Raw genomic sequence first — 18,766 nt, 5'->3', positions numbered from 1 at the left:
GCGACTCTTGACATTGATTCGACTGTCCATGCTTGACTCAATGTCTGTCAATATTGATTGAATCAATATGGATACGGTGAGCACCATGACGGATCAAGCGGGCGCGGGCGACAGCTCGGAGCGCACGGCGCATCGGCTCACCACCCGGGAGACGGCCGAGCGCCTGGGCGTGAAGCCCGAGACGGTGTACGCGTACGTGAGCCGGGGCCAGCTGAGCAGCAACCGCGCACCCGGCGGGCGGGGCAGCACGTTCGACGCGGCGGAGGTCGACGCCCTGGCACGGCGCACGGGACGCCGGGAAATGACCTCTCCCGGCGGGGAGTTCACCTTCCGGACCGGCATCACACTCATCGAGGGGGACCGCTACTGCTTCCGGGGCGTGGACGCCACGGAGCTGGCCCGGCGCCACACCTACGAGGAGATCGCCGAGTGGCTCTGGACCGGTGAGCTGCACACTGGCGCACACTTCACGGCCCCGTACGAGGCGCTGGCCGCGGCGCGCCGGGCGGTCGGCGCGCTGCCGGCGCACAGCGGCTCGACGGACCGGCTGCGGGTGGCGGTCGTCGCGGCGGCCGCGGCGGATCCGCTGCGTTTCGACCTGTCGCGCGAGGCGGTGCTGGGTGGCGCGCGGAGCCTGATCCCCACCCTGGTGGGCGCGCTGCCGACGGCCGGCGGTTCCCGGGACGGCAGCGGCCCGGACGGGGACGCAGGCGCCTCGGCCGCTTCCGGGCTGGCGCGTCAACTGTGGCCGAGACTCACCGCACGCCCGGCCGACGAGGCGTCACTCGAGGTGCTGGACACCGCACTCGGGCTGCTGATCGACCACGACCTGGCCGCATCCACCCTGGCGGCCCGGGTCGCGGCCTCGGCCAGGGCCCACCCGTACGCGGTGGTATCGGCAGGGCTCGGGGTCCTGGAGGGGCCGCTGCACGGCGCGGCCAGCGGACTGGCGCACCGGATGCTGGCCGAGGCCCTGGAGCGGGGCGGCGCGGCCCCGGTGGTCACGGACCATCTGCGTACCGGCCGCCGGGTACCGGGGCTGGGGCACCGGCTCTACACCGGCGAGGACCCTCGGGCCACCGCACTGTTCGCCCTGCTCGCGGAGATCCCGCGGGCGGCGCCGGCGCTGGCCGCGGCCCGTGACGTGGCCACCACGGCCGCGCGCCATGCCCCGCTGCACGCGAACGTCGACATGGCGCTCGCGGTGCTGTCCGTCTCCTCGGGCATGGCCCCGGAGGCGGGCGAGACGGTCTTCGCGATCTCCCGCACGGCGGGGTGGATCGCGCACGCCCTGGAGGAGTACGAGGAGCGCCCACTGCGGATGCGTCCCGTCGGCGAGTACACCGGACCGCGGCCGCCCCGGCCGCTGCCCGATGCCACGGAGTCACCTTCGCAATAGACCGTTCGCGGGGCGCAAATTCCCGACGGTCAGCGGGAAGCGTTGCGCGGGGGCTGGGCCGTGGAGCCGCGCACCACCAGCTCGGGCTCAAAGAGCAGCTCGTCGGACGGCACGGTACGCCCTCCGATCTGCACGGAGAGCAGCTCGACGGCCGCCCGCCCCATCGCCTCGATCGGCTGGCGCACCGTGGTCAGCGGGGGCTCGGTGCAGTTCATGAACGCCGAGTCGTCGTACCCGACGACGGAGACGTCGGCGGGCACCGAGAGGCCGCGGCGGCGCGCCGCGCGCACCGCTCCCAGGGCCAGCACGTCACTGGCGCAGATGAACCCGGTGACCCCTTCGTCGAGCAGCCGCATCGCGGCCGCCTGCCCGCCCTCCAGCGAGTACATCGCCCTGGCGACCCACTTGTCCGGCATGGTCGTACCGGCTTCCTCGGCGAGCACCCGGGCTGCGGCCAGCTTGCGCTGCGAGGGCACGTGGTCCGAGGGGCCGAGCACCAGACCGATGCGCTCGTGGCCGAGCGACACCAGGTGGCGCCAGGCCTGTTCGACGGCCACGGTGTCATCGCAGGAGATGCCCGGGAAGTCGAGGTGGTCGATGGCCGCGTTGATGAGGACGACGGGGATCTTCCGGTCGGCCAGCACCTTGTAGTGATCGTGCGGGGCGTCGGTCTGGGCGTAGAGCCCACCGGCGAAGACGACGCCCGAGACCTGCTGCTGGAGGAGCAGCTCGACGTACTCCGCCTCGGAGACGCCGCCCTTGGTCTGGGTGCACAGGACGGGCGTGAGGCCCTGCTGGGCGAGCGCGCTCCCGACCACCTCGGCGAAGGCGGGGAAGATCGGATTCTGCAGCTCGGGCAGGACCAGCCCGACCAGCCGGGCCCGCTCGCCGCGCAACTGGGTCGGCCGCTCGTACCCGAGCACGTCCAGCGCGGACAGGACGGCCTGTCGCGTGGCATCGGAGACTCCTGGCTTGCCGTTGAGCACCCGGCTGACCGTGGCCTCGCTGACTCCAACCTTCTGTGCCACCTGAGCAAGTCGTCGCGTCATGTGTGCAAGATTAGCGCAAGAAGCGCAAGCGGATTGCGTGGAGTGGGAAACGAGACAATCTCGCGAAACCCCGGAATGCCGTGCACCGTTTCCACGCCGAGCGTGCTAACCGCGCGCCTCCGGAACACCGTGCCCCCTCGGCGGTACCGGCGATGATTCCCGCAGGTACAGCTCATGCGGGCCGACCATCGCCGACGGCGCCACCGTACTCGTCGCCAGTCTCTTTCCGGCACCCCTCGACACGCAACTCGCCACGCTGCTCCTGGTTGTGCGGGCGCGCTCCCGCCGCCCCTGCGCGAGTTGGGCTTCAGACGGCGCCGGCGCCGGTCAGTGCGCGGACCTCCGTCTCCGCGTGCTTGGCCGCGTCCGGCGGCTCCTGCGAGGTGACCGTGCCGAGCCAGCCGGCCAGGAAGCCCAGCGGGATGGAGACCAGACCCGGGTTCTCCAGCGGGAAGAGCTGGAAGTCCACACCGGGGAAGAGCGAGGTGGCGCTGCCCGAGACGACCGGGGAGAACACGACGAGCAGCACGGCGGGGATCAGCCCTCCGTAGACCGACCAGACCGCGCCGCGCGTGGTGAAGTTCCGCCAGAACAGTGAGTAGAGCAGCACGGGCAGATTCGCGGATGCGGCGACCGCGAAGGCCAGGCCCACCAGGAATGCCACGTTCAGGTCCTGGGCGAGCAGGCCCAGCCCGATGGCGGCCACCCCGATCCCCGCGGCGGCGACCCGGGCCACAGCCACCTCGCTGCGCTGCTTGGAGCCCGGGCGGCGGAGGGAGGCGTAGAGGTCGTGGGCCACGGAGGCCGAGGAGGCCAGCGTGATTCCGGCGACGACCGCGAGGATGGTCGCGAAGGCCACGGCGGCGACCACGGCGAACAGGATCGTCCCCCCGGTGGATCCCTCACCGCCGCCGAGCACCAGCGCCAGCAGGGGAACAGCGGTGTTCCCGGCGGGATTCGAGGCCCGGACGTCCGCCGTGCCGACCAGCGCCGCCGCACCGAATCCGAGCACGATCGTCATCAGGTAGAAGCTGCCGATGAGGCCGATGGACCAGACGACCGAGCGGCGGGCCGCACGGGCGGTCGGCACGGTGTAGAACCGCGACAGGATGTGCGGCAGTCCGGCCGTGCCGAGCACCAGTGCCAGGCCGAGACTGATGAAGTCGACGCGCGCCGTCCAGCTGCCGCCGTACCGGAGGCCGGGCGAGAGGAACTTCTTCCCGTTCCCGCTGCGGTCGGCGGCGGAGTTGAGCAACTCGTTGATGTTGCCGTGGAAGTGGAGCAGTACGAGCACGGTGAGCACGATCGTGCCCGCCATCAGCAGGACGGCCTTCACGATCTGGATCCAGGTGGTGGCGCGCATACCGCCGAGCGACACGTAGATCACCATGAGCGCGCCGACGCCGATGACGGTCCAGGACCTGGCGGCACCGCTCGTGCCGCCGAGGAGCAGCGCCACCAGGCTGCCCGCGCCCACCATCTGCGCCACGAGGTACAGCACGGAGACCGTGACGGAGGACGTGCCCGCCGCGATCCGGACCGGACGCTCCGCCATCCGCGCCGCCACCACATCGGCCAGGGTGAACCGGCCGCAGTTGCGGACGAGTTCCGCGACGAGCAGCAGCACGACGAGCCAGGCCACCAGGAAGCCGACCGAGTAGAGCATGCCGTCGTAGCCGAAGAGGGCGATCAGGCCGGAGATGCCGAGGAAGGACGCGGCCGACATGTAGTCGCCCGCGATGGCGAAACCGTTCTCCATGGGCGAGAACAGCCGGCCGCCGGCGTAGAACTCCTCGGCCGAACCGTGCCGGTTGCGGCTCACCCAGGTGGTGATGCCGAGCGTCACGGCGATGAAGACGCTGAACAGCACGAGCGCCAGGGTCTGGTGATTGCCGCTCAACGCCCGGCCCCCCGCGTCATCTCCTGCGTCTCCCAGCGCAGATCGAGCGCTGCCCGGTCCCTGCGCAGCCGAGCGTGCCGCGCGTACGCGCCGGTGAGCAGGAACGTCGTGAGGAACTGCCCGAGTCCCGCGACCATCGCGACGTTGACGGCCCCGGCCACCGGTCTGGCCATCAGGCCGGGCGCGGTGACCGCCATGACCACGTAGGCGAGGTACCAGACGAAGAACGCGAGGGTGGCGGGCACGATGAAGCGCCGGTACCGGCGCCGCACCTCCTGGAAGGCCTCGCTCCGCTGTACCTCCAGATAGATGTCCGCCGCACTGCGGCCGCGCTGCGGCACCACGGGGTCAGCCGCCCCGGCGGGCGCGAAGCTTCCCGTACCGTCCAGTTCCCCCCAACCGGAGGCCAGCGCGTCGTACCACGGGTCGTCGAGCCGCATCGCTGCCGACTCGCGCCCTGCTTCCTTCTCCACCGAACAACTCCCCTTGTCCACGGACCACTTCGGCCGCGTACCCAAGAATGGGCAGATCGGGAAGATCCCGGGCACTTCATTCGCGAGACTTCACCTCTTCAGGTGAAGGATGTGCCGGGCGGCCGTGCGAGCCCTCGAACGTACGCGTAGCGGACCGCCTGGGCCCGGTCGCGGAGCCCCGCCTTGGCGAACAGGTTGTTGATGTGGCTCTTCACGGTGGCCTGTGAAATGTGCAGGCCGCGGGCGATCTCCGCGTTGGACATCCCCTCGGCGATCAGGACGAGCACCTCCGCCTCACGGGGGGTCATCCCGTCGGGAAGCTCCGGCTCGCCGGCCCCGGCCGGTGGCAACGGCCCCGTGGTGACCTGCTCCAGCAGCCGGCGCTGCACGGCGGGCGAGAGCCCGGCCTCGCCCGAGAGGACCGCCTCGATGGCCCGCACGATCTCGTCGCCCCCGGCGTCCTTGGTGAGATAGCCGCGGGCGCCCGCCCTGAGTGCGGGGAAGAGTGAGTCGTCCTCGGCGAAGGTCGTCAGCACCACGACCTGGGTGGCGGGATAGTCCTTGCGGATCCGGCGCGTTGCCTCCACACCGTCGCACCGAGGCATTCTCAGGTCCATCAGGACCACGTCCGGCGAGTGCTCGGCGACCAGGGCGACGGCCTCCTCGCCGTCCTTCGCCGACCCGATCACCTCGATCCCGGGAAGCAGGCCCAGCAGCATGACGATTCCCTCGCGCACCACCGACTGGTCGTCGGCCACCACCACCCGCGCGCTCACGCGGGCACCCGCAGACTCACCACGAACCCCTCCTCGCCGGGACCGGCCTCCAGCGTGCCGTCGAGCAGTTCGGCGCGCTCCCGCATTCCCAGCAGACCGTATCCGGAGCCACTGACAGCGAGGTCGGTCTCAGGACTTCTGCCGCCCCGGTCGCTGACCTCCAGCGCGATCCCGTCCGGCAGGTACTGCAGGCGGATGCGCACCCTGGCCCCCGGCGCGTGCTTGCGCACGTTGGTCAGCGCCTCCTGTGCGACGCGCCGGACCGTCTGCGAGGCCTCGGCGGTCAGCGTCCGGCGCTTCCCCTCCACCCTGACCTCGGCCGGCTCGCCGGCCACCAGCTGCCGCAGGAAGTCCTCCACCGGCGAGACCTCGCCGCGAAGGGCGGAGAGCGCCTGACGGGTCTCCGCGAGCCCCTCACGGGCCATGGAGCGGGCCGCGACGACCCGCTGCAGGACGTTGTCCCGGAACTCCCCCGCAGGCTCCCTCTCGATCAGCAGCCGCGCCGCCTCCAGGTGGACCAGCTGAGCGGAGAGGCTGTGGGCGAGCACGTCGTGGATCTCCCGGGCGATCCTGGACCGCTCGTCCAAGGCCGCCGTCTCGGCCTCCGCGACCCGCGCGGCCCGCTCCTGAGCGAGAAGCCGTCGCGCGCTGCCCCGGGCCTCGGCGTCCAGGCGCAGCACATAGCCCGCGAGGCAGAGCCCCGCCGTGGTCACGGCCGTGGACAGCCAGTTGTCGGTGTCCACCACCGCGTACGCGCCCAGCGCCACCGCCGTGGACGGGATTCCCGCCACCAGCGGCAGCCGCTCCAGAGCCGTGACCGCGCAGCCGCACCAGAGCACCACCGCCGGCACCGTGGCGCCGGCCTCCTGTGCCCCGAACGCAGCCACCATCAGCAGGGCCAGCGCACCCAGGGAGAGCCAGAGCCGGTTCTCCAGACTGGTCCGGAAGAAGGCCACCGCGAGCACCGCGCAGCCGAGCACCCCGATCAGGCCGACCCCGATCTCCCAGGGCTCGAACAGCCCGCCGGTGAAGGTCCCCCAGAGCATCAGGGTGAGCAGCCCGGCCCGGACGGACCACGCGATGACGATCCGTGAGCGGGCTCTCCTCTCCCGAGAGAGAGCCTCCCGTGAAGGCCAGCTCGTCCACGAAGCGGGTGTCACACACGGTCCTTCCATGCCTGCCGGAGCGGCACGCGGTCAGCGGTCACACCGTACGACGCCGGTATCCCGGCGGCCCGCCGCACCAGCACCCCGCCACGCACCAGCAGCGTCAGCGCGAGGGCCATCATCAGGGCGGAGCTGCCCTGATGTACGCCCAGCGCCGCTGCTGCCCCGTAGAGGGCCACCCTCAGCAGCAGGCCCCCGGCCCAGACGTAGCCGGTGGCCTTGGTCCCCTTGCTCCACAGGGAGCCATCCTCCGCACGCCAGAGCCGGGCCGTCCATCCCCAGGCCGCGCCCATCACCAGCCCCACGGCGAGCTCGGCTCCCAGGACGAGCACGGAGAGTGTCTCGTGGTGCTGGTCCACCAGTCCGGGCTCGCGCAGCGCCATGACGAACAGGACACCGGGCAGGACCCACCAGCGCCGGTCGCCGGAGATCCGGCGGGCCGAGCACTGGCGGACCACTACGAGTGCGATGACCGCGACGATCACCAGGACATTGACGAGCCCGGACATGGGAGCCTCCGAATGGCGGGAAGTTCTTCGACTCCGACGCTACGGAAACGGCCAGGTCAGGGGATCGGCCCAGGGGTTGAACGTGGGTGGAGCCGCCGTCTGCACCCAGGGGTGGAGACGACGGCTCCGGTGTCGTGCGGGCCGGTCGTGCGCCGGCCACGGACTCAGACGTCGATGCGCGAGCGGTCCAGTGTGGCGGCCGAGCTGGTGATGAATTCCTTGCGGGGCGCCACCTCATTGCCCATCAGCAGATCGAAGACCTGCTCGGACGACTCCAGGTCGCCGATGTTGATCCGCCGCAGGGTGCGGAAGCGCGGGTCCATCGTGGTCTCCGCCAGCTGGTCGGCGTCCATCTCGCCCAGACCCTTGTAGCGCTGGATCGAGTCCTTGTACCGGACGTTCTTGCGCTGGAGCTCCAGCAGCCGCTGGCGCAGCTCGTTGTCCGAGTACGTGTAGATGTACTTGTCCTGGCCCTTCTTCGGCTGGACAAGCTCGATCCGGTGCAGCGGGGGCACCGCGGCGAAGACCCGCCCCGCCTCGACCATGGGCCGCATGTACCGCTGGAAGAGGGTCAGCAGCAGGATCCGGATGTGGGCGCCGTCCACGTCGGCGTCGACCAGCAGGACGATCTTGCCGTAGCGGGCGGCGTCGATGTCGAAGGTCCGCCCCGACCCCGCTCCTATGACCTGGATGATCGCGCCGCACTCGGCGTTCTTCAGCATGTCCGACACGGACGCCTTCTGAACGTTGAGGATCTTGCCGCGGATCGGCAGCAGGGCCTGGAACTCGCTGTTCCGGGCCAGTTTGGCGGTGCCGAGCGCGGAGTCGCCCTCCACGATGAACAGCTCGCTGCGCTCGACGTCGTCACTGCGGCAGTCGGCGAGCTTCGCGGGGAGCGAGGAGGACTCCAGGGCCGTCTTCCGGCGCTGCGCGTCCTTGTGCTGGCGGGCCGCGATCCGGGTGCGCGCGGCGGCCACCGCCTTGTCCAGGACCGCCCTGGCCTGGGCCTTCGCATCGCGCTTGGTGGACGTCAGGAAGGCCTTGAGCTCCTTGGCGACGACGTTGGCGACGATCCGGTTGGCCGCGGAGGTCCCGAGCACCTCCTTGGTCTGCCCCTCGAACTGGGGCTCGGCCAGCCGCACGGTCACGACTGCGGTAAGGCCCTCCAGGGCGTCGTCCTTGACGATGTCGTCCTCGGCGACGCGAAGGATCTTCGCCGAACGGAGCACTTCGTTGACCGTCTTGGTCACCGAGCGTTCGAAGCCGGTCACATGGGTGCCGCCCTTGGGGGTGGCGATGATGTTGACGAAGGACTTGAGGGTGGTGTCGTAGCCGGTGCCCCAGCGCATGGCGATGTCGACGACCAGCTCCCGGGTGACCTCGGTGGCCGTCATGTGGCCGCGCTCGTCGAGGACGGGCACGGTCTCCTTGAACGTGCCCTGCCCGGAAAGGCGCAGGGTGTCGCAGACGGCCTTGTCCTGGGCGAGGTAGTCGCAGAACTCGCTGATCCCGCCGTCGAAGCGGAACGTCTCCTCGGTCTTGCCCTCCCCGTTCAGACCCCGCTCGTCGCGCACGACGATGCTGAGACCGGGGACGAGGAAGGCGGTCTGGCGGGCCCGCTGGTGGAGCCTGTCCAGATCGAGCTTGGCGTCCTTGAGGAAGATCTGCCGGTCGGCCCAGTACCGCACCCTGGTACCGGTGCGCGCCTTCGGGACCCGCTTGCCCTTGAGCAGCCCGCTGGCCGGGTCGAAGGGGCTGTCCGGCCCCTGCTCGGTGAACATGCCGGGGACCCCGCGGCGGAAGCTGATCGAGTGGGTCGCGCCGTGGAGGTCGACCTCCACGTCGAGCCGGGCGGAGAGGGCGTTCACGACGGAGGCGCCCACGCCGTGGAGACCGCCGGAGGCCGCGTACGCGCCACCGCCGAACTTGCCTCCGGCGTGCAGCTTGGTCATCACGACCTCGACACCGGACAGGCCGGTCTTGGGCTCCGCGTCTACGGGGATACCTCGGCCGTTGTCGCGGACCTCGACGGAGTTGTCGTCGTGGAGGATGACCTCGATGTGATCGCAGTAACCGCCGAGAGCCTCGTCGACGGAGTTGTCGATGATCTCCCAGAGGCAGTGCAAGAGGCCGCGGCTGTCGGTGGACCCGATGTACATACCAGGGCGCTTGCGAACCGCTTCGAGCCCCTCGAGTACGAGCAGATGCCGCGCGGTGTAGTTGGAACCGTCTTGGTCTGCTCCGGTCAGCAGCGCAGTGGACGGCACGGACGTATCGGCGGTCACGCGGTTCGCTCCTCGCTGAATTTCATTTGGGGCCCAGTGGGTAACGGGCTCGGCTTCGGTTGCCGCTGAGAGGGTACCGAGGCCTGGTAGAGCGGGTGTAACGCCACCCCAGGAGAACCCTCACAGTAGTCCAGCCTCGCATGCACGTTCGATCCCTCGTCTGAGTGACGTGCACATCACGTTCCCTTCCAGGCATGAACCATTTAGGCTCCGGGCACGTCCTCATGAACAAGTCGGCAAGCCAGCCGTCCGGACGGACCCACCAAGACAAGCAACGCGAAACCGTAGCGCCACGCAATACGGCACATTCGCCGCGAACCGGCAACAGACAGCCATCCCGAGAAGAAGTTTCGAAGAAAAGCCACGAGCGGGAACGTTTTCGGCCTGGTTGGATGTTGACCCTGGTACGACAGCTCGTCGAGCTAGAGAAGAGGCGACGTGACTACTGTTCTGACCCCCGCGAGCCCGCTGACCGCAGCAGACCGCTGTGACCGTTGCGGCGCCCAGGCATACCTGCGCGTCGTCCTGATCAGTGGCGGTGAACTGCTCTTCTGCGCCCACCACGGTCGCAAGTTCGAGCCGGAACTCAAGAAGATCGCCGCGGAAATACAGGATGAGACGGATCGGCTGACGGCCGTGCAGGCCCAAGCCGCCGAAGAGGAACAACACTGACACCTCGCATCCACGACGAGCCAGGGGCCGGTCCCGTACCGACCGACGGGCGGCTCCCTCCACCGGAGGGAGCCGCCCGTTCTCGTACTCGGAGCCGCGACGGTCAGTCGGCGTCCGCAATCCACTCGATGGCGGCGGAGATCCGCGTATAGACCCCGGGGCTCCCGGCCCGACCGCAGCCCGCCCCCCAGGAGACCAGCCCCACAAGCCGCCCATGGGCCACCAGAGGGCCTCCGCTGTCGCCCTGGCAGGCGTCGTACCCGCCCTGCGGTTCGCCCGCACAGAGCATCGCTGAGGCCTCGTACGTGCCGTTCCCGCCGCCCGGGTAGGCCTCCTCGCACGAGCTGTCCGGCAGAATGCTCACATTCGCGGACCGGAGTGACGAGGCGTAGTCACCGTTACCCGTGGTGTCCCCCCACCCGTAGACGACCGCGGCGGCGCCCGCCCGGTACCCGTCGTCACCGGCTTGGGCCATCGGGATCACGTCCTGCTCGGGCAGCGCCTCGGCGAGGGTCAGCACCGCGACGTCCCCGCTGTTGGTGGTGGCGTCGAACCCGGGGTTGACCCACGTACCGCTCACCGCGATCTCCTTGCCGCCGGAGCCGTTCAGCTCGTCCCGGCCGGAGATGATCCGCAGATCTTGCACCTGGCTGACATCGCTCCCGAGCGCCTCACTGCTGAGGCAGTGCGCGGCCGTCAGCACCTTCTTCGGCTCCACCGCCACGGCGCCGCAGAACTGGCCGGCGCGGGCATCCCCGAACCGGCTGCGACTGGAGAGCGCCACCACCCACGGGCTGTCCTTGACATGAGCGGGCTGCCCCCCGATGACGATGCTGTCCGCGACGGCCGAGGCCGGGGCCGCAAGCGGTATCACGGCCGCGGCAGCGGTGAGGGCGAGCGCCCCGGTCATGGTGCGGACGACGGTACGGGACATACGTACTCCTGACTCTGTGATGGACCATGCCTACCCAGAGTCATTCCGCCGACGCCGATCCGCACCCCCACATAGGCCGAGGGCCCGCATCCCTGTGGGATGCGGGCCCTCGTTCCGGATACTCCCCGACCTAGTCGAGGTAGTCGCGCAGCACCTGCGAACGCGACGGGTGACGCAGCTTCGACATGGTCTTCGACTCGATCTGCCGGATGCGCTCACGCGTCACCCCGTAGACCTTGCCGATCTCGTCCAGCGTCTTCGGCTGTCCGTCGGTGAGACCGAAGCGCATGGAGACCACACCGGCCTCACGCTCGGAAAGGGTGTCGAGCACCGAGTGCAGCTGCTCCTGGAGGAGCGTGAAGCTGACCGCGTCGGCCGGGACGACCGCCTCGGAGTCCTCGATGAGGTCACCGAACTCGCTGTCCCCGTCCTCACCCAGCGGGGTGTGGAGGGAGATCGGCTCGCGGCCGTACTTCTGGACCTCGATGACCTTCTCGGGGGTCATGTCGAGTTCCTTGGCCAGCTCCTCCGGGGTGGGCTCGCGGCCCAGGTCCTGGAGCATCTGACGCTGCACACGCGCGAGCTTGTTGATGACCTCGACCATGTGCACCGGGATACGGATGGTGCGGGCCTGGTCGGCCATGGCGCGGGTGATCGCCTGACGGATCCACCAGGTGGCGTACGTGGAGAACTTGTAGCCCTTGGTGTAGTCGAACTTCTCGACCGCGCGGATCAGACCGAGGTTGCCCTCCTGGATCAGGTCCAGGAAGAGCATGCCGCGGCCGGTGTACCGCTTGGCCAGCGAGACCACGAGACGGAGGTTGGCCTCCAGCAGGTGGTTCTTGGCGCGGCGGCCGTCCTCCGCGATGATCTCCAGCTCGCGCTTGAGCTTCGGCGCGAGCTTGTCGGAGTTCGCCAGCTTGTCCTCGGCGAACAGGCCCGCCTCGATGCGCTTGGCGAGCTCGACCTCCTGCTCGGCGTTGAGGAGCGGGACCTTACCGATCTGCTTCAGGTAGTCCTTGACCGGGTCGGCCGTGGCGCCGGCGACGGCGACCTGCTGCGCAGGTGCGTCGTCCTCGTCGTCGTCGGAGAGGACGAAGCCCTTGTTCTCGCCCTCGCCCTCCTCTTCCTCACCCTTGCCGGCCTTGACTTCCTCGGCTGCGTCGTCGCCGTCGAGGGCTTCGTCGTCCTGCTTGCCGGCCTTCTTGGCCGCGGTCTTCTTGGCCGCCGTCTTCTTCACGGCGGTCTTCTTGGCAGCCGTCTTCTTGGCTGCCGCCTTCTTCGCGGGGGCGGCCGCGGTGGCGTCATCGGCCACCACGTCCACGGTCTCGGCGGACGGAGCGGCGGTGGCCGCGACGGTACGCGTCACGGTGGTCTTGGCCGCGACAGTCTTGGTGGCGGTGCGCTTGACCGGGCTCTTGGCTGCGACGCTCTTGCGGGCGCGCTTGGACGGCTCCGCGGCACTGACCATCAGCGTCACACCCTCTTCCTCGAGGATCTGGTTGAGGCTGCGCAGAACGTTCTTCCACTGGGTTGGCGGAATCTGGTCAGCCTCGAAGGCCCGACGCACGTCATCGCCGGCGATCTGCCCATCAGCCTTTCCCCGCTCGATGAGCGCCATCACAGATTCGGACTCGGCGATCTCCGGCGGGAGCGTACGGGATGTGCTGGCCGACACGAACAACCTCTCGGAACGATGGAAACGGCTTCCGGCCCGGCCCCGGAGAGGGCTGAACCGACGACCGTCGGCTGGGAGTGTGCCGACGGCGCGGGCTATGCCTCAGAACTGCACAGCGCACTGAGTGGCTGCTGTATTCCTTCCGCGGCGGTCACCTCTTAAGTCATCGCGCTGTTTCGAGGAGTGTTACGCCCAATCCGCGTGGCCCGAGTCACACCCCATTTCCGACGAACGCGACCACGAGGGGCATCCCCCCACAATTATGCCGCCGGACCGCGGAGGCCCGGCGGCACACGGCCGGTACACCCGCCAAGTGCAGCGCTCAGTGCTCGCGCTCGCGCGGGGCCGGCACCACCGGTTCGGCCGACTCCGCCTCCAGCGGGAGCACGAGCAGCTGGCGCATGGCCGATTCGGCGCCTGCGGAGTCGCCTGACGCGAGGGCCTCGACGATCCGCGCGTGGTGGCCGAGCGATCCCTCGTTCGGGCGGTCACAACCGGTCACCGGGCCACCCGAGACATGCAGGGCGGCGGAGACGATGCCGGAGAGGTGCTCCAGCATGCGGTTGCCCGCGGCCTGGATCAGCAGGGCGTGGAACTCCGCGTCGGCGCGGGCGCAGGTGATCACATCCCCCTGTCCGAGTGCGTGCCCCATGATCTCGACCATGTCGGCAAGGCGCTGCTGAAGATCATCCCGGCCGTGGCCCGCGGCGAGGCTGGCGGCGAGGGGTTCGATCGTCCACCGGAGCTCATTGAGCTCACGACGCTGGTCGTCGCGCTGCGGGCCGAAGGCGCGCCATTCGATGATGTCGGGGTCGAGCAGATTCCAGTCACTGACAGGCCTGACCCTGGTACCCACATTGGGCCGGGCACTCACCAGCCCCTTCGCCTCCAGCACGCGCAGCGACTCCCGCACGACGGTGCGGGAGACCTCGAAACGCTGACCGATCTCCTCCGGCACCAAGGGGCGGTCCGCGCCCAGATCTCCGGAAACGATCATCTGTCCCAGCTGCTGGACAAGTTGGCCGTGGAGGCCTCGGCCACGGCTGGCCGATCCCCGCCGGCCCACCCTGCCGAGCTCATTGTCGGTACCGCCCCAGGAACGAATGGCGGCACGCTCGCCGGCCGGCGTCTCCGCGTAGGGGTAACGGTCGAGTTCGCCCGAGCCGGCGAGGCCGGAGTCGGCAGTGCGGGCGGCGGTCATCATGGTGTGCGCAAGGGTACTCACGCATCCTTTGTCGGCGCGGCTCAGCCACCCCTTGAGGTCTTTGGTGAAAAGCACACGAAAGGGTGATCGGCACCCGCTTCCCAATTGACGCCTTATCGTCGCAAAACGGGCATTTCAACTGGAGTTGTGGGACTTTTGGCGTTCCGACGCCACCCCGTGATCACCAACGCACCCTGCCGCGAACACTGGTGAACAGATACGCACAGATGAGGACTGACAACGACAGGGCCAATGCGGTTCCCACCGGATGCTCCACGACCCGCATCGCGGCCAGTACCCACCGGTCCGTCTCGTGCGGCCACTGCGGCCAGACCAGCTCCCGCAGCCGCCCCGGAAGTCCGGTCGTCGAACGCACGGTCGGAGCCTTCGGGATCCTCTGGACGAGCGGAACCATCAGTACCGGAACGGCGAGCACCGCGGCCACACCCGCCGCCGTCACCCGGAACACCCCGGCAGCCAGCAGCCCGGCCCAGGCGCAGCCGATGGTCAGGCCCGACCAACTCACGGCCAGCGACATCACATTCGGCGGAATCCGGAGCAAGTCCCCGCCGTACACGAGGCGAAGGGACGCCGCAGAGGCCAGCACGACGAGCAGGGCGAGCAGCAGAGCGACGCCGGCGGACACCGCGAGCTTGGCGAGGAGCAGCCCGAGGCGGCGGGGCACGGTGCCGCGCCCGGCGGCGAGAGCGGGATAGCGGAACTCGTCGCCGAAGGACAGCGCCCCCAGCAGCCCCGCACAGATCGCGGCGGGCGGCAGCGGAAGCAGGGAGGGCCAGGCGGCAAGCACGTTGGGCAACGGCGTACGGCCGTCGCGGGCGAGCAGTACGGAGATCCCGGCCGATGCGATCAGGGCGACGGCCATGATCAGGGTCGTCGTCCTGACCCCGAAGAGGCGGCGCAGTTCGTAACGCACCGGACGCAGCGGACCACGGGCGGGCCGCCGCTTGATCGGCGGCGGAAGACCCGGCCCGGCAGGGGTGGTGGGGTGCGCGGCTCTCGCGGCGCGGGTGGTGGGGTGCGCGGCGCTCGCGGTGAGGGCGGCTTTCACCGCGGGGGCAGCGGGGGTGGTGGGGTGCGCCGTGTCGGTGGTGGCATGCGCGGTGGTGGTGGCGTGCGCGGTGGAGCCGGTCCCTGTGCCGCCCCGCCCGGTTGTGCGGTGGGCCGGGCCCCCCGGAGCCGTGTGACCTGCGGCCGGGCCGGTGTCTCCGATCTCGTCGGCGAGCTGGTGAACGGGAAGCCCGTGCCGGAACGCCGTGTCACCGATCTCCGCGCAGCTGCTGCCGTAGACGGAGAGCCGGCTGCTGCTCGCCTCGGTGACGACCTCGACGGAACGCCGGGCCGCCCGTGCCTCGCGGCTCACGATCGCGGCAAGGCGGGCGGCGTGCGGGGAACGGACCGCGACGCGGGGACGGAGCCGGGTGCGTGCGAACTCCGCGACGTCCTGGTCGGCGATGAGCCGCCCGGCATCGATGGACACCACATGCCCGGCCACCTGCCCCGCCGACCTCGCGGCCTCCTTGGCGTCACTGGTGGTGTAGAGCACCGTGCCGCCCCTGGCGGCATGAGCCCGCAGCAGCCCGTGCAGCCAGTCGGCCTCCCGCGCGTCGAGGCCCTCCGTGGGTTCGTCGAGGATGAGCGTGTGCGGGTCGCCGAGCAACGCGGAGGCGAGGGCCAGCCTCCGGTCCATACCCGGGGAGAGCGACGCGATGCGCTGGTCGCCGAGCCCGGCCAGGCCGACGGTGTCGAGCAGTTCGTCGGCCCTGGACGCCGGGACGCCCGCCGCGGCGCACAGCATGCGGAGCTGCCCCCGGGCGGTTCGGACCGGGTGGCCCGGCACGTCCCCGAGGACCACTCCCACCTCACGGGCGGGGTGCGCGACACGGTGCAGAGCTCTGCCGCGGAAGTAGGTGATTCCCCGGCCCGGATCGAGTTCGAGCATCAGCCGCAAGGCCGAGGTCTTACCGGAGCCCCGCGCGCCCAGGAGAGCGGTGACGCGGCCGGAGCGGGCCTCGAACGTGAGGTCGTCCACGGCGGGCGGTAGTCCGCGGTGGCGGGCGCTGGTGAGTCCGATGGCCTGGAGCATCGCTTCTCTCGCACGAGGTGAGACCGCTCGACGGCAGTGGGTACCGCAGAAAGATAACCCGACATATAGGACTTTCCGCGCAATGCCGCGTCCACGGCGTTCCGGCCTGCCTGCGCGCGGCTCGAGGCGGCTGCCGCGCCCCTTCACCTCACCCCGGATACAGGCACGCACCGCTCGTACGGCACGGGCGTGGACGAGCCCGACGCCGCAGGGATCAGACCTCGGGCCGGAGCATCGGCGGGTTGAGTACGGTGGCCGCGCCCGACCGGAAAAGCTGCGCCGGGCGCCCGCCCTGCCTGGTGGTCGTGCCGCCGGAGGGCACCAGGAAGCCGGGGGTGCCCGTCACCTTGCGGTGGAAGTTCCTCGGGTCGAGCACGACGCCCCAGACCGCTTCGTACACCCGGCGCAGCTCGCCGACCGTGAACTCCGGCGGGCAGAAGGCGGTGGCGAGCGAGGAGTACTCGATCTTGGAGCGGGCCCGCTCCACCCCGTCGGCCAGGATCCGCGCGTGGTCGAAGGCCAACGGCGCCGAGCGTTCGCCGTCGCGGCCGAATCCGCCCTCGGGTCCGAGCAGGTCCCCGACAGGCGCCCAGCGCGCACTGTTCGCGTCCCCGCCCGCCCGGGGGGCCGGCAGGTCAGGTGCCAGCGCGAGATGGGCGACGCTGACGACCCGCATCCGCGGGTCGCGCCCGGGGTCGCCGTAGGTGGCGAGCTGTTCGAGATGAGCACCGTTCCCGACGGCCGGAACCGCAGCGTCGTGCGCGGAGAGCCCGGTCTCCTCGACGAGCTCACGCGCCGCGGCGGCGCCCAGGTCCTCATCGGCTTTGACGAAGCCGCCGGGCAGCGCCCACCTGCCCTGGAACGGTGACTCGCCTCGTCGCACCACCAGCGCGCAGAGCGCGTGACGGCGCACTGTGAGCACGACCAGGTCGACTGTGACAGCGAAGGGCGGGAAGGTCGACGGGTCGTAGGGCGGCATGTCGTGATCATAGTCGTCTGCCTGACGATAAACACTCCCTTCGTCGCGCTCTTCATCCGTCCCGACACCGGCTCGCATGGCCCCGGCCGCACGCCGCCCCGCGCTCCCCCGCGCCTCGGGGCCCAGCGGCCGGGGGCCCATACCGCGCCTGCCGTCATCGGCGGGTCCTGGCCCCCCGACGGCCGAGCGTCCGGGGCTGACGGCCCTGTCCGGCGCGGCGCCGGCCGGTCGCTCCGGGCCCGGCGGGACCCTGCCGCGTCCCGCGCTGCCCGGCCGCCTGAGCGCGTACGGAACGGGCCCCCGCGACCCGTCCCGTGCGATGGCCCCGCCGTACCGTCCGCGTGGCGCGTTCGCCGCGCAGGCAGCGCCGCAGCGTCTCCGGGTCGAGGCCCTGGTTGCAGGCCTCGTGCAGCAGCTGGGCGAAGGTGTACCCGGGGTCCAGCCGCAGCGCGAGGCCCAGCGCGACCCGTGCGGCCGGCTCGTCACCGGTGGACCACGCGACCCAGCCCGCCAGGGTCAGCGGAGCCGCCGCGTGCTCGACGTACGGCGCGACACAACGGCGGGCCAGAGCTCGCCACAGCCTCAGCGCCGACTCCGCCTCGGGCCCTTCCATCCATTCCGCGGCCCGGTCACGGACCTCCCGGTCCTGGAGGCCGAGAATCACCGCGGCGGCCTCCTCATGACCGATCAGCCGGTCGTCGTTGAGGTCGGACAGCGAGGGCATCGCCGCAGGCGTCGCCCCGAGGCGTTTCATGAGCTCCCGGGCGAGCTTCAAGGTGGATCCGCCGAGCTCCCTGCGCCCTTCCTCATCGAGCAGCTTCGGCAGCAGCGCAGCCCCCACCCGGTCGAGCGCCTGCTGCTGCTCCCTGGCCGCCGCAGCTGCCAGGGGCGCCAGCCTCGCCTCCATCTCACGCAGCGACCCGCGCACTTGAACGCCCGCGTACGTGGCTGCCGCAGCCATGACCGAGGTGCCCGGCACGACCAGCGGAGTGCCATCGACCGGACAGCACCGGGCGTCGGGGCAGCAATAGGACCAGTAGCGGTCGCCGGCGATGCAGAGCGCCTCGAGCACCGGCACGTCCAGTGCGCCACAAGCGGTGCGCAGTCGCTGGGCGAAGGGCCGCAGCCGCTCCATGACCTGGTTGCCGGTCTCTGCGCCGGCGGGATCCTGGCAGAGGAAGATGACGATCGCGTCGGGCCGGTCGCCACGCCGCTCGCTCCCCTTGATCAGGCACTCCGCAAGCTGCTCGGCAACCGATGGCCACTCCTGCGCGGACTGCGGAATACCGAGCCTGAGCCGCCCGCCGAAGCGGCCCCGGCCACCGTGCAAAGCGACCATGACCACGCTGTCGTTCGGATGGAATCCCATGAGATACGGGAGTGCGTCGGCCAGCTCGGCCGGGCCTCGCAGGGTGATCTGCTGCTCGTCGGACGGACCGGTGGATTCGTGGTGCTTGTTCATGCGATGACGGTCTCGTGCCGGGCAGGAATCCGCGACCCCCTGTGGATAAGTTATCCACAGGGGTCGTGCGGTCGTTCGCGGTTTGTCGTACCCATCGGGTTGCATGGGTTCATGACCATCGCAGACCGTGCAGAGTGCAGGGGCTTGGGCCGGCTCCGTGCCGGAGGGCTGAGGAC

Annotated in this window: 15 protein-coding genes; 2 read left to right on the top strand and 13 right to left on the bottom strand. The window is 70.4% G+C overall.

Annotated features, from left to right (window positions below):
• The first annotated feature begins 85 nt into the window (after positions 1 to 85).
• Complete coding sequence (locus ACGFU6_RS09040) at positions 86 to 1,399, top strand: citrate/2-methylcitrate synthase (protein ID WP_393609209.1); 1,314 nt, start codon at positions 86 to 88, stop codon at positions 1,397 to 1,399.
• Between the two features lie 29 nt (positions 1,400 to 1,428).
• Here ACGFU6_RS09040 and ACGFU6_RS09035 read toward each other — a convergent pair whose 3' ends face one another.
• The 7 genes from ACGFU6_RS09035 to ACGFU6_RS09005 all read right to left on the bottom strand — a co-directional run bounded on the left by ACGFU6_RS09035 (position 1,429) and on the right by ACGFU6_RS09005 (position 9,557).
• Positions 1,429 to 2,448: a LacI family DNA-binding transcriptional regulator gene (locus ACGFU6_RS09035; protein ID WP_393609207.1), complete on the bottom strand. Its 1,020-nt coding sequence runs from the start codon at positions 2,446 to 2,448 to the stop codon at positions 1,429 to 1,431.
• Positions 2,449 to 2,755: 307 nt separating this feature from the next.
• Positions 2,756 to 4,348, bottom strand: a complete 1,593-nt coding sequence (locus ACGFU6_RS09030; protein ID WP_393609205.1) for a cation acetate symporter — start codon at positions 4,346 to 4,348, stop codon at positions 2,756 to 2,758.
• Positions 4,345 to 4,788, bottom strand: coding sequence for a DUF485 domain-containing protein (locus ACGFU6_RS09025; protein ID WP_393609733.1), 444 nt, complete (start codon positions 4,786 to 4,788; stop codon positions 4,345 to 4,347). Before ACGFU6_RS09025 ends, ACGFU6_RS09030 begins: the two co-directional genes overlap by 4 nt.
• A gap of 131 nt (positions 4,789 to 4,919) precedes the next feature.
• Positions 4,920 to 5,597, bottom strand: a complete 678-nt coding sequence (locus ACGFU6_RS09020; protein ID WP_393609204.1) for a response regulator — start codon at positions 5,595 to 5,597, stop codon at positions 4,920 to 4,922.
• On the bottom strand, positions 5,594 to 6,757 hold the full coding sequence (locus ACGFU6_RS09015) for a sensor histidine kinase (protein ID WP_393609203.1): 1,164 nt from the start codon (positions 6,755 to 6,757) through the stop codon (positions 5,594 to 5,596). Before ACGFU6_RS09015 ends, ACGFU6_RS09020 begins: the two co-directional genes overlap by 4 nt.
• Positions 6,754 to 7,272: a DUF1453 domain-containing protein gene (locus ACGFU6_RS09010; RefSeq protein ID WP_393609202.1), complete on the bottom strand. Its 519-nt coding sequence runs from the start codon at positions 7,270 to 7,272 to the stop codon at positions 6,754 to 6,756. Before ACGFU6_RS09010 ends, ACGFU6_RS09015 begins: the two co-directional genes overlap by 4 nt.
• A 164-nt stretch (positions 7,273 to 7,436) precedes the next feature.
• The gene (locus ACGFU6_RS09005) at positions 7,437 to 9,557 is read right to left on the bottom strand and encodes a type IIA DNA topoisomerase subunit B (RefSeq protein WP_393609201.1); all 2,121 of its coding nucleotides are present in this window, start codon (positions 9,555 to 9,557) and stop codon (positions 7,437 to 7,439) included.
• A gap of 438 nt (positions 9,558 to 9,995) precedes the next feature.
• On the opposite strand from ACGFU6_RS09005, the gene ACGFU6_RS09000 reads away from it, so the two are divergent.
• Positions 9,996 to 10,229, top strand: a complete 234-nt coding sequence (locus ACGFU6_RS09000; RefSeq protein WP_024489001.1) for a hypothetical protein — start codon at positions 9,996 to 9,998, stop codon at positions 10,227 to 10,229.
• 103 nt (positions 10,230 to 10,332) lie between these two features.
• On the opposite strand, the gene ACGFU6_RS08995 is transcribed toward ACGFU6_RS09000, so the two are convergent.
• From ACGFU6_RS08995 to ACGFU6_RS08970, 6 genes are all read right to left on the bottom strand, one after another.
• Positions 10,333 to 11,163: a S1 family peptidase gene (locus tag ACGFU6_RS08995; RefSeq protein ID WP_393609200.1), complete on the bottom strand. Its 831-nt coding sequence runs from the start codon at positions 11,161 to 11,163 to the stop codon at positions 10,333 to 10,335.
• A 130-nt stretch (positions 11,164 to 11,293) separates the two neighbouring features.
• Entirely contained in the window at positions 11,294 to 12,841 is a 1,548-nt protein-coding gene (locus ACGFU6_RS08990) for an RNA polymerase sigma factor (RefSeq protein ID WP_123527930.1), read from the bottom strand.
• A 322-nt stretch (positions 12,842 to 13,163) separates the two neighbouring features.
• Positions 13,164 to 14,045, bottom strand: coding sequence for a FadR/GntR family transcriptional regulator (locus ACGFU6_RS08985; RefSeq protein ID WP_393609732.1), 882 nt, complete (start codon positions 14,043 to 14,045; stop codon positions 13,164 to 13,166).
• A gap of 181 nt (positions 14,046 to 14,226) precedes the next feature.
• The gene (locus ACGFU6_RS08980) at positions 14,227 to 16,149 is read right to left on the bottom strand and encodes an ATP-binding cassette domain-containing protein (RefSeq protein ID WP_393609199.1); all 1,923 of its coding nucleotides are present in this window, start codon (positions 16,147 to 16,149) and stop codon (positions 14,227 to 14,229) included.
• A 214-nt stretch (positions 16,150 to 16,363) separates the two neighbouring features.
• On the bottom strand, positions 16,364 to 17,128 hold the full coding sequence (locus ACGFU6_RS08975) for an NUDIX domain-containing protein (protein WP_393609198.1): 765 nt from the start codon (positions 17,126 to 17,128) through the stop codon (positions 16,364 to 16,366).
• A 154-nt stretch (positions 17,129 to 17,282) separates the two neighbouring features.
• Positions 17,283 to 18,590: a DUF4192 domain-containing protein gene (locus ACGFU6_RS08970; RefSeq protein WP_393609196.1), complete on the bottom strand. Its 1,308-nt coding sequence runs from the start codon at positions 18,588 to 18,590 to the stop codon at positions 17,283 to 17,285.
• Positions 18,591 to 18,766: the final 176 nt, after the last annotated feature.

Source organism: Streptomyces sp. NPDC048462, assembly GCF_043200175.1.
Lineage (GTDB): Bacteria > Actinomycetota > Actinomycetes > Streptomycetales > Streptomycetaceae > Streptomyces.
Note: the sequence above shows the minus strand (reverse complement) of the source record. Positions and strands in the feature narration are given on the sequence as shown.

Coding starts and splice junctions, on each gene's coding strand:
- ACGFU6_RS08970 (WP_393609196.1), bottom strand. CDS start 18,590: ATGAACAAGCACCACGAATCCACCGGTCCGTCCGACGAGCAGCAGATC.
- ACGFU6_RS08985 (WP_393609732.1), bottom strand. CDS start 14,045: ATGATGACCGCCGCCCGCACTGCCGACTCCGGCCTCGCCGGCTCGGGC.
- ACGFU6_RS09040 (WP_393609209.1), top strand. CDS start 86: ATGACGGATCAAGCGGGCGCGGGCGACAGCTCGGAGCGCACGGCGCAT.
- ACGFU6_RS08995 (WP_393609200.1), bottom strand. CDS start 11,163: ATGTCCCGTACCGTCGTCCGCACCATGACCGGGGCGCTCGCCCTCACC.
- ACGFU6_RS09035 (WP_393609207.1), bottom strand. CDS start 2,448: ATGACGCGACGACTTGCTCAGGTGGCACAGAAGGTTGGAGTCAGCGAG.
- ACGFU6_RS09025 (WP_393609733.1), bottom strand. CDS start 4,788: ATGCGGCTCGACGACCCGTGGTACGACGCGCTGGCCTCCGGTTGGGGG.
- ACGFU6_RS08980 (WP_393609199.1), bottom strand. CDS start 16,149: ATGCTCCAGGCCATCGGACTCACCAGCGCCCGCCACCGCGGACTACCG.
- ACGFU6_RS09010 (WP_393609202.1), bottom strand. CDS start 7,272: ATGTCCGGGCTCGTCAATGTCCTGGTGATCGTCGCGGTCATCGCACTC.
- ACGFU6_RS08975 (WP_393609198.1), bottom strand. CDS start 17,128: ATGCCGCCCTACGACCCGTCGACCTTCCCGCCCTTCGCTGTCACAGTC.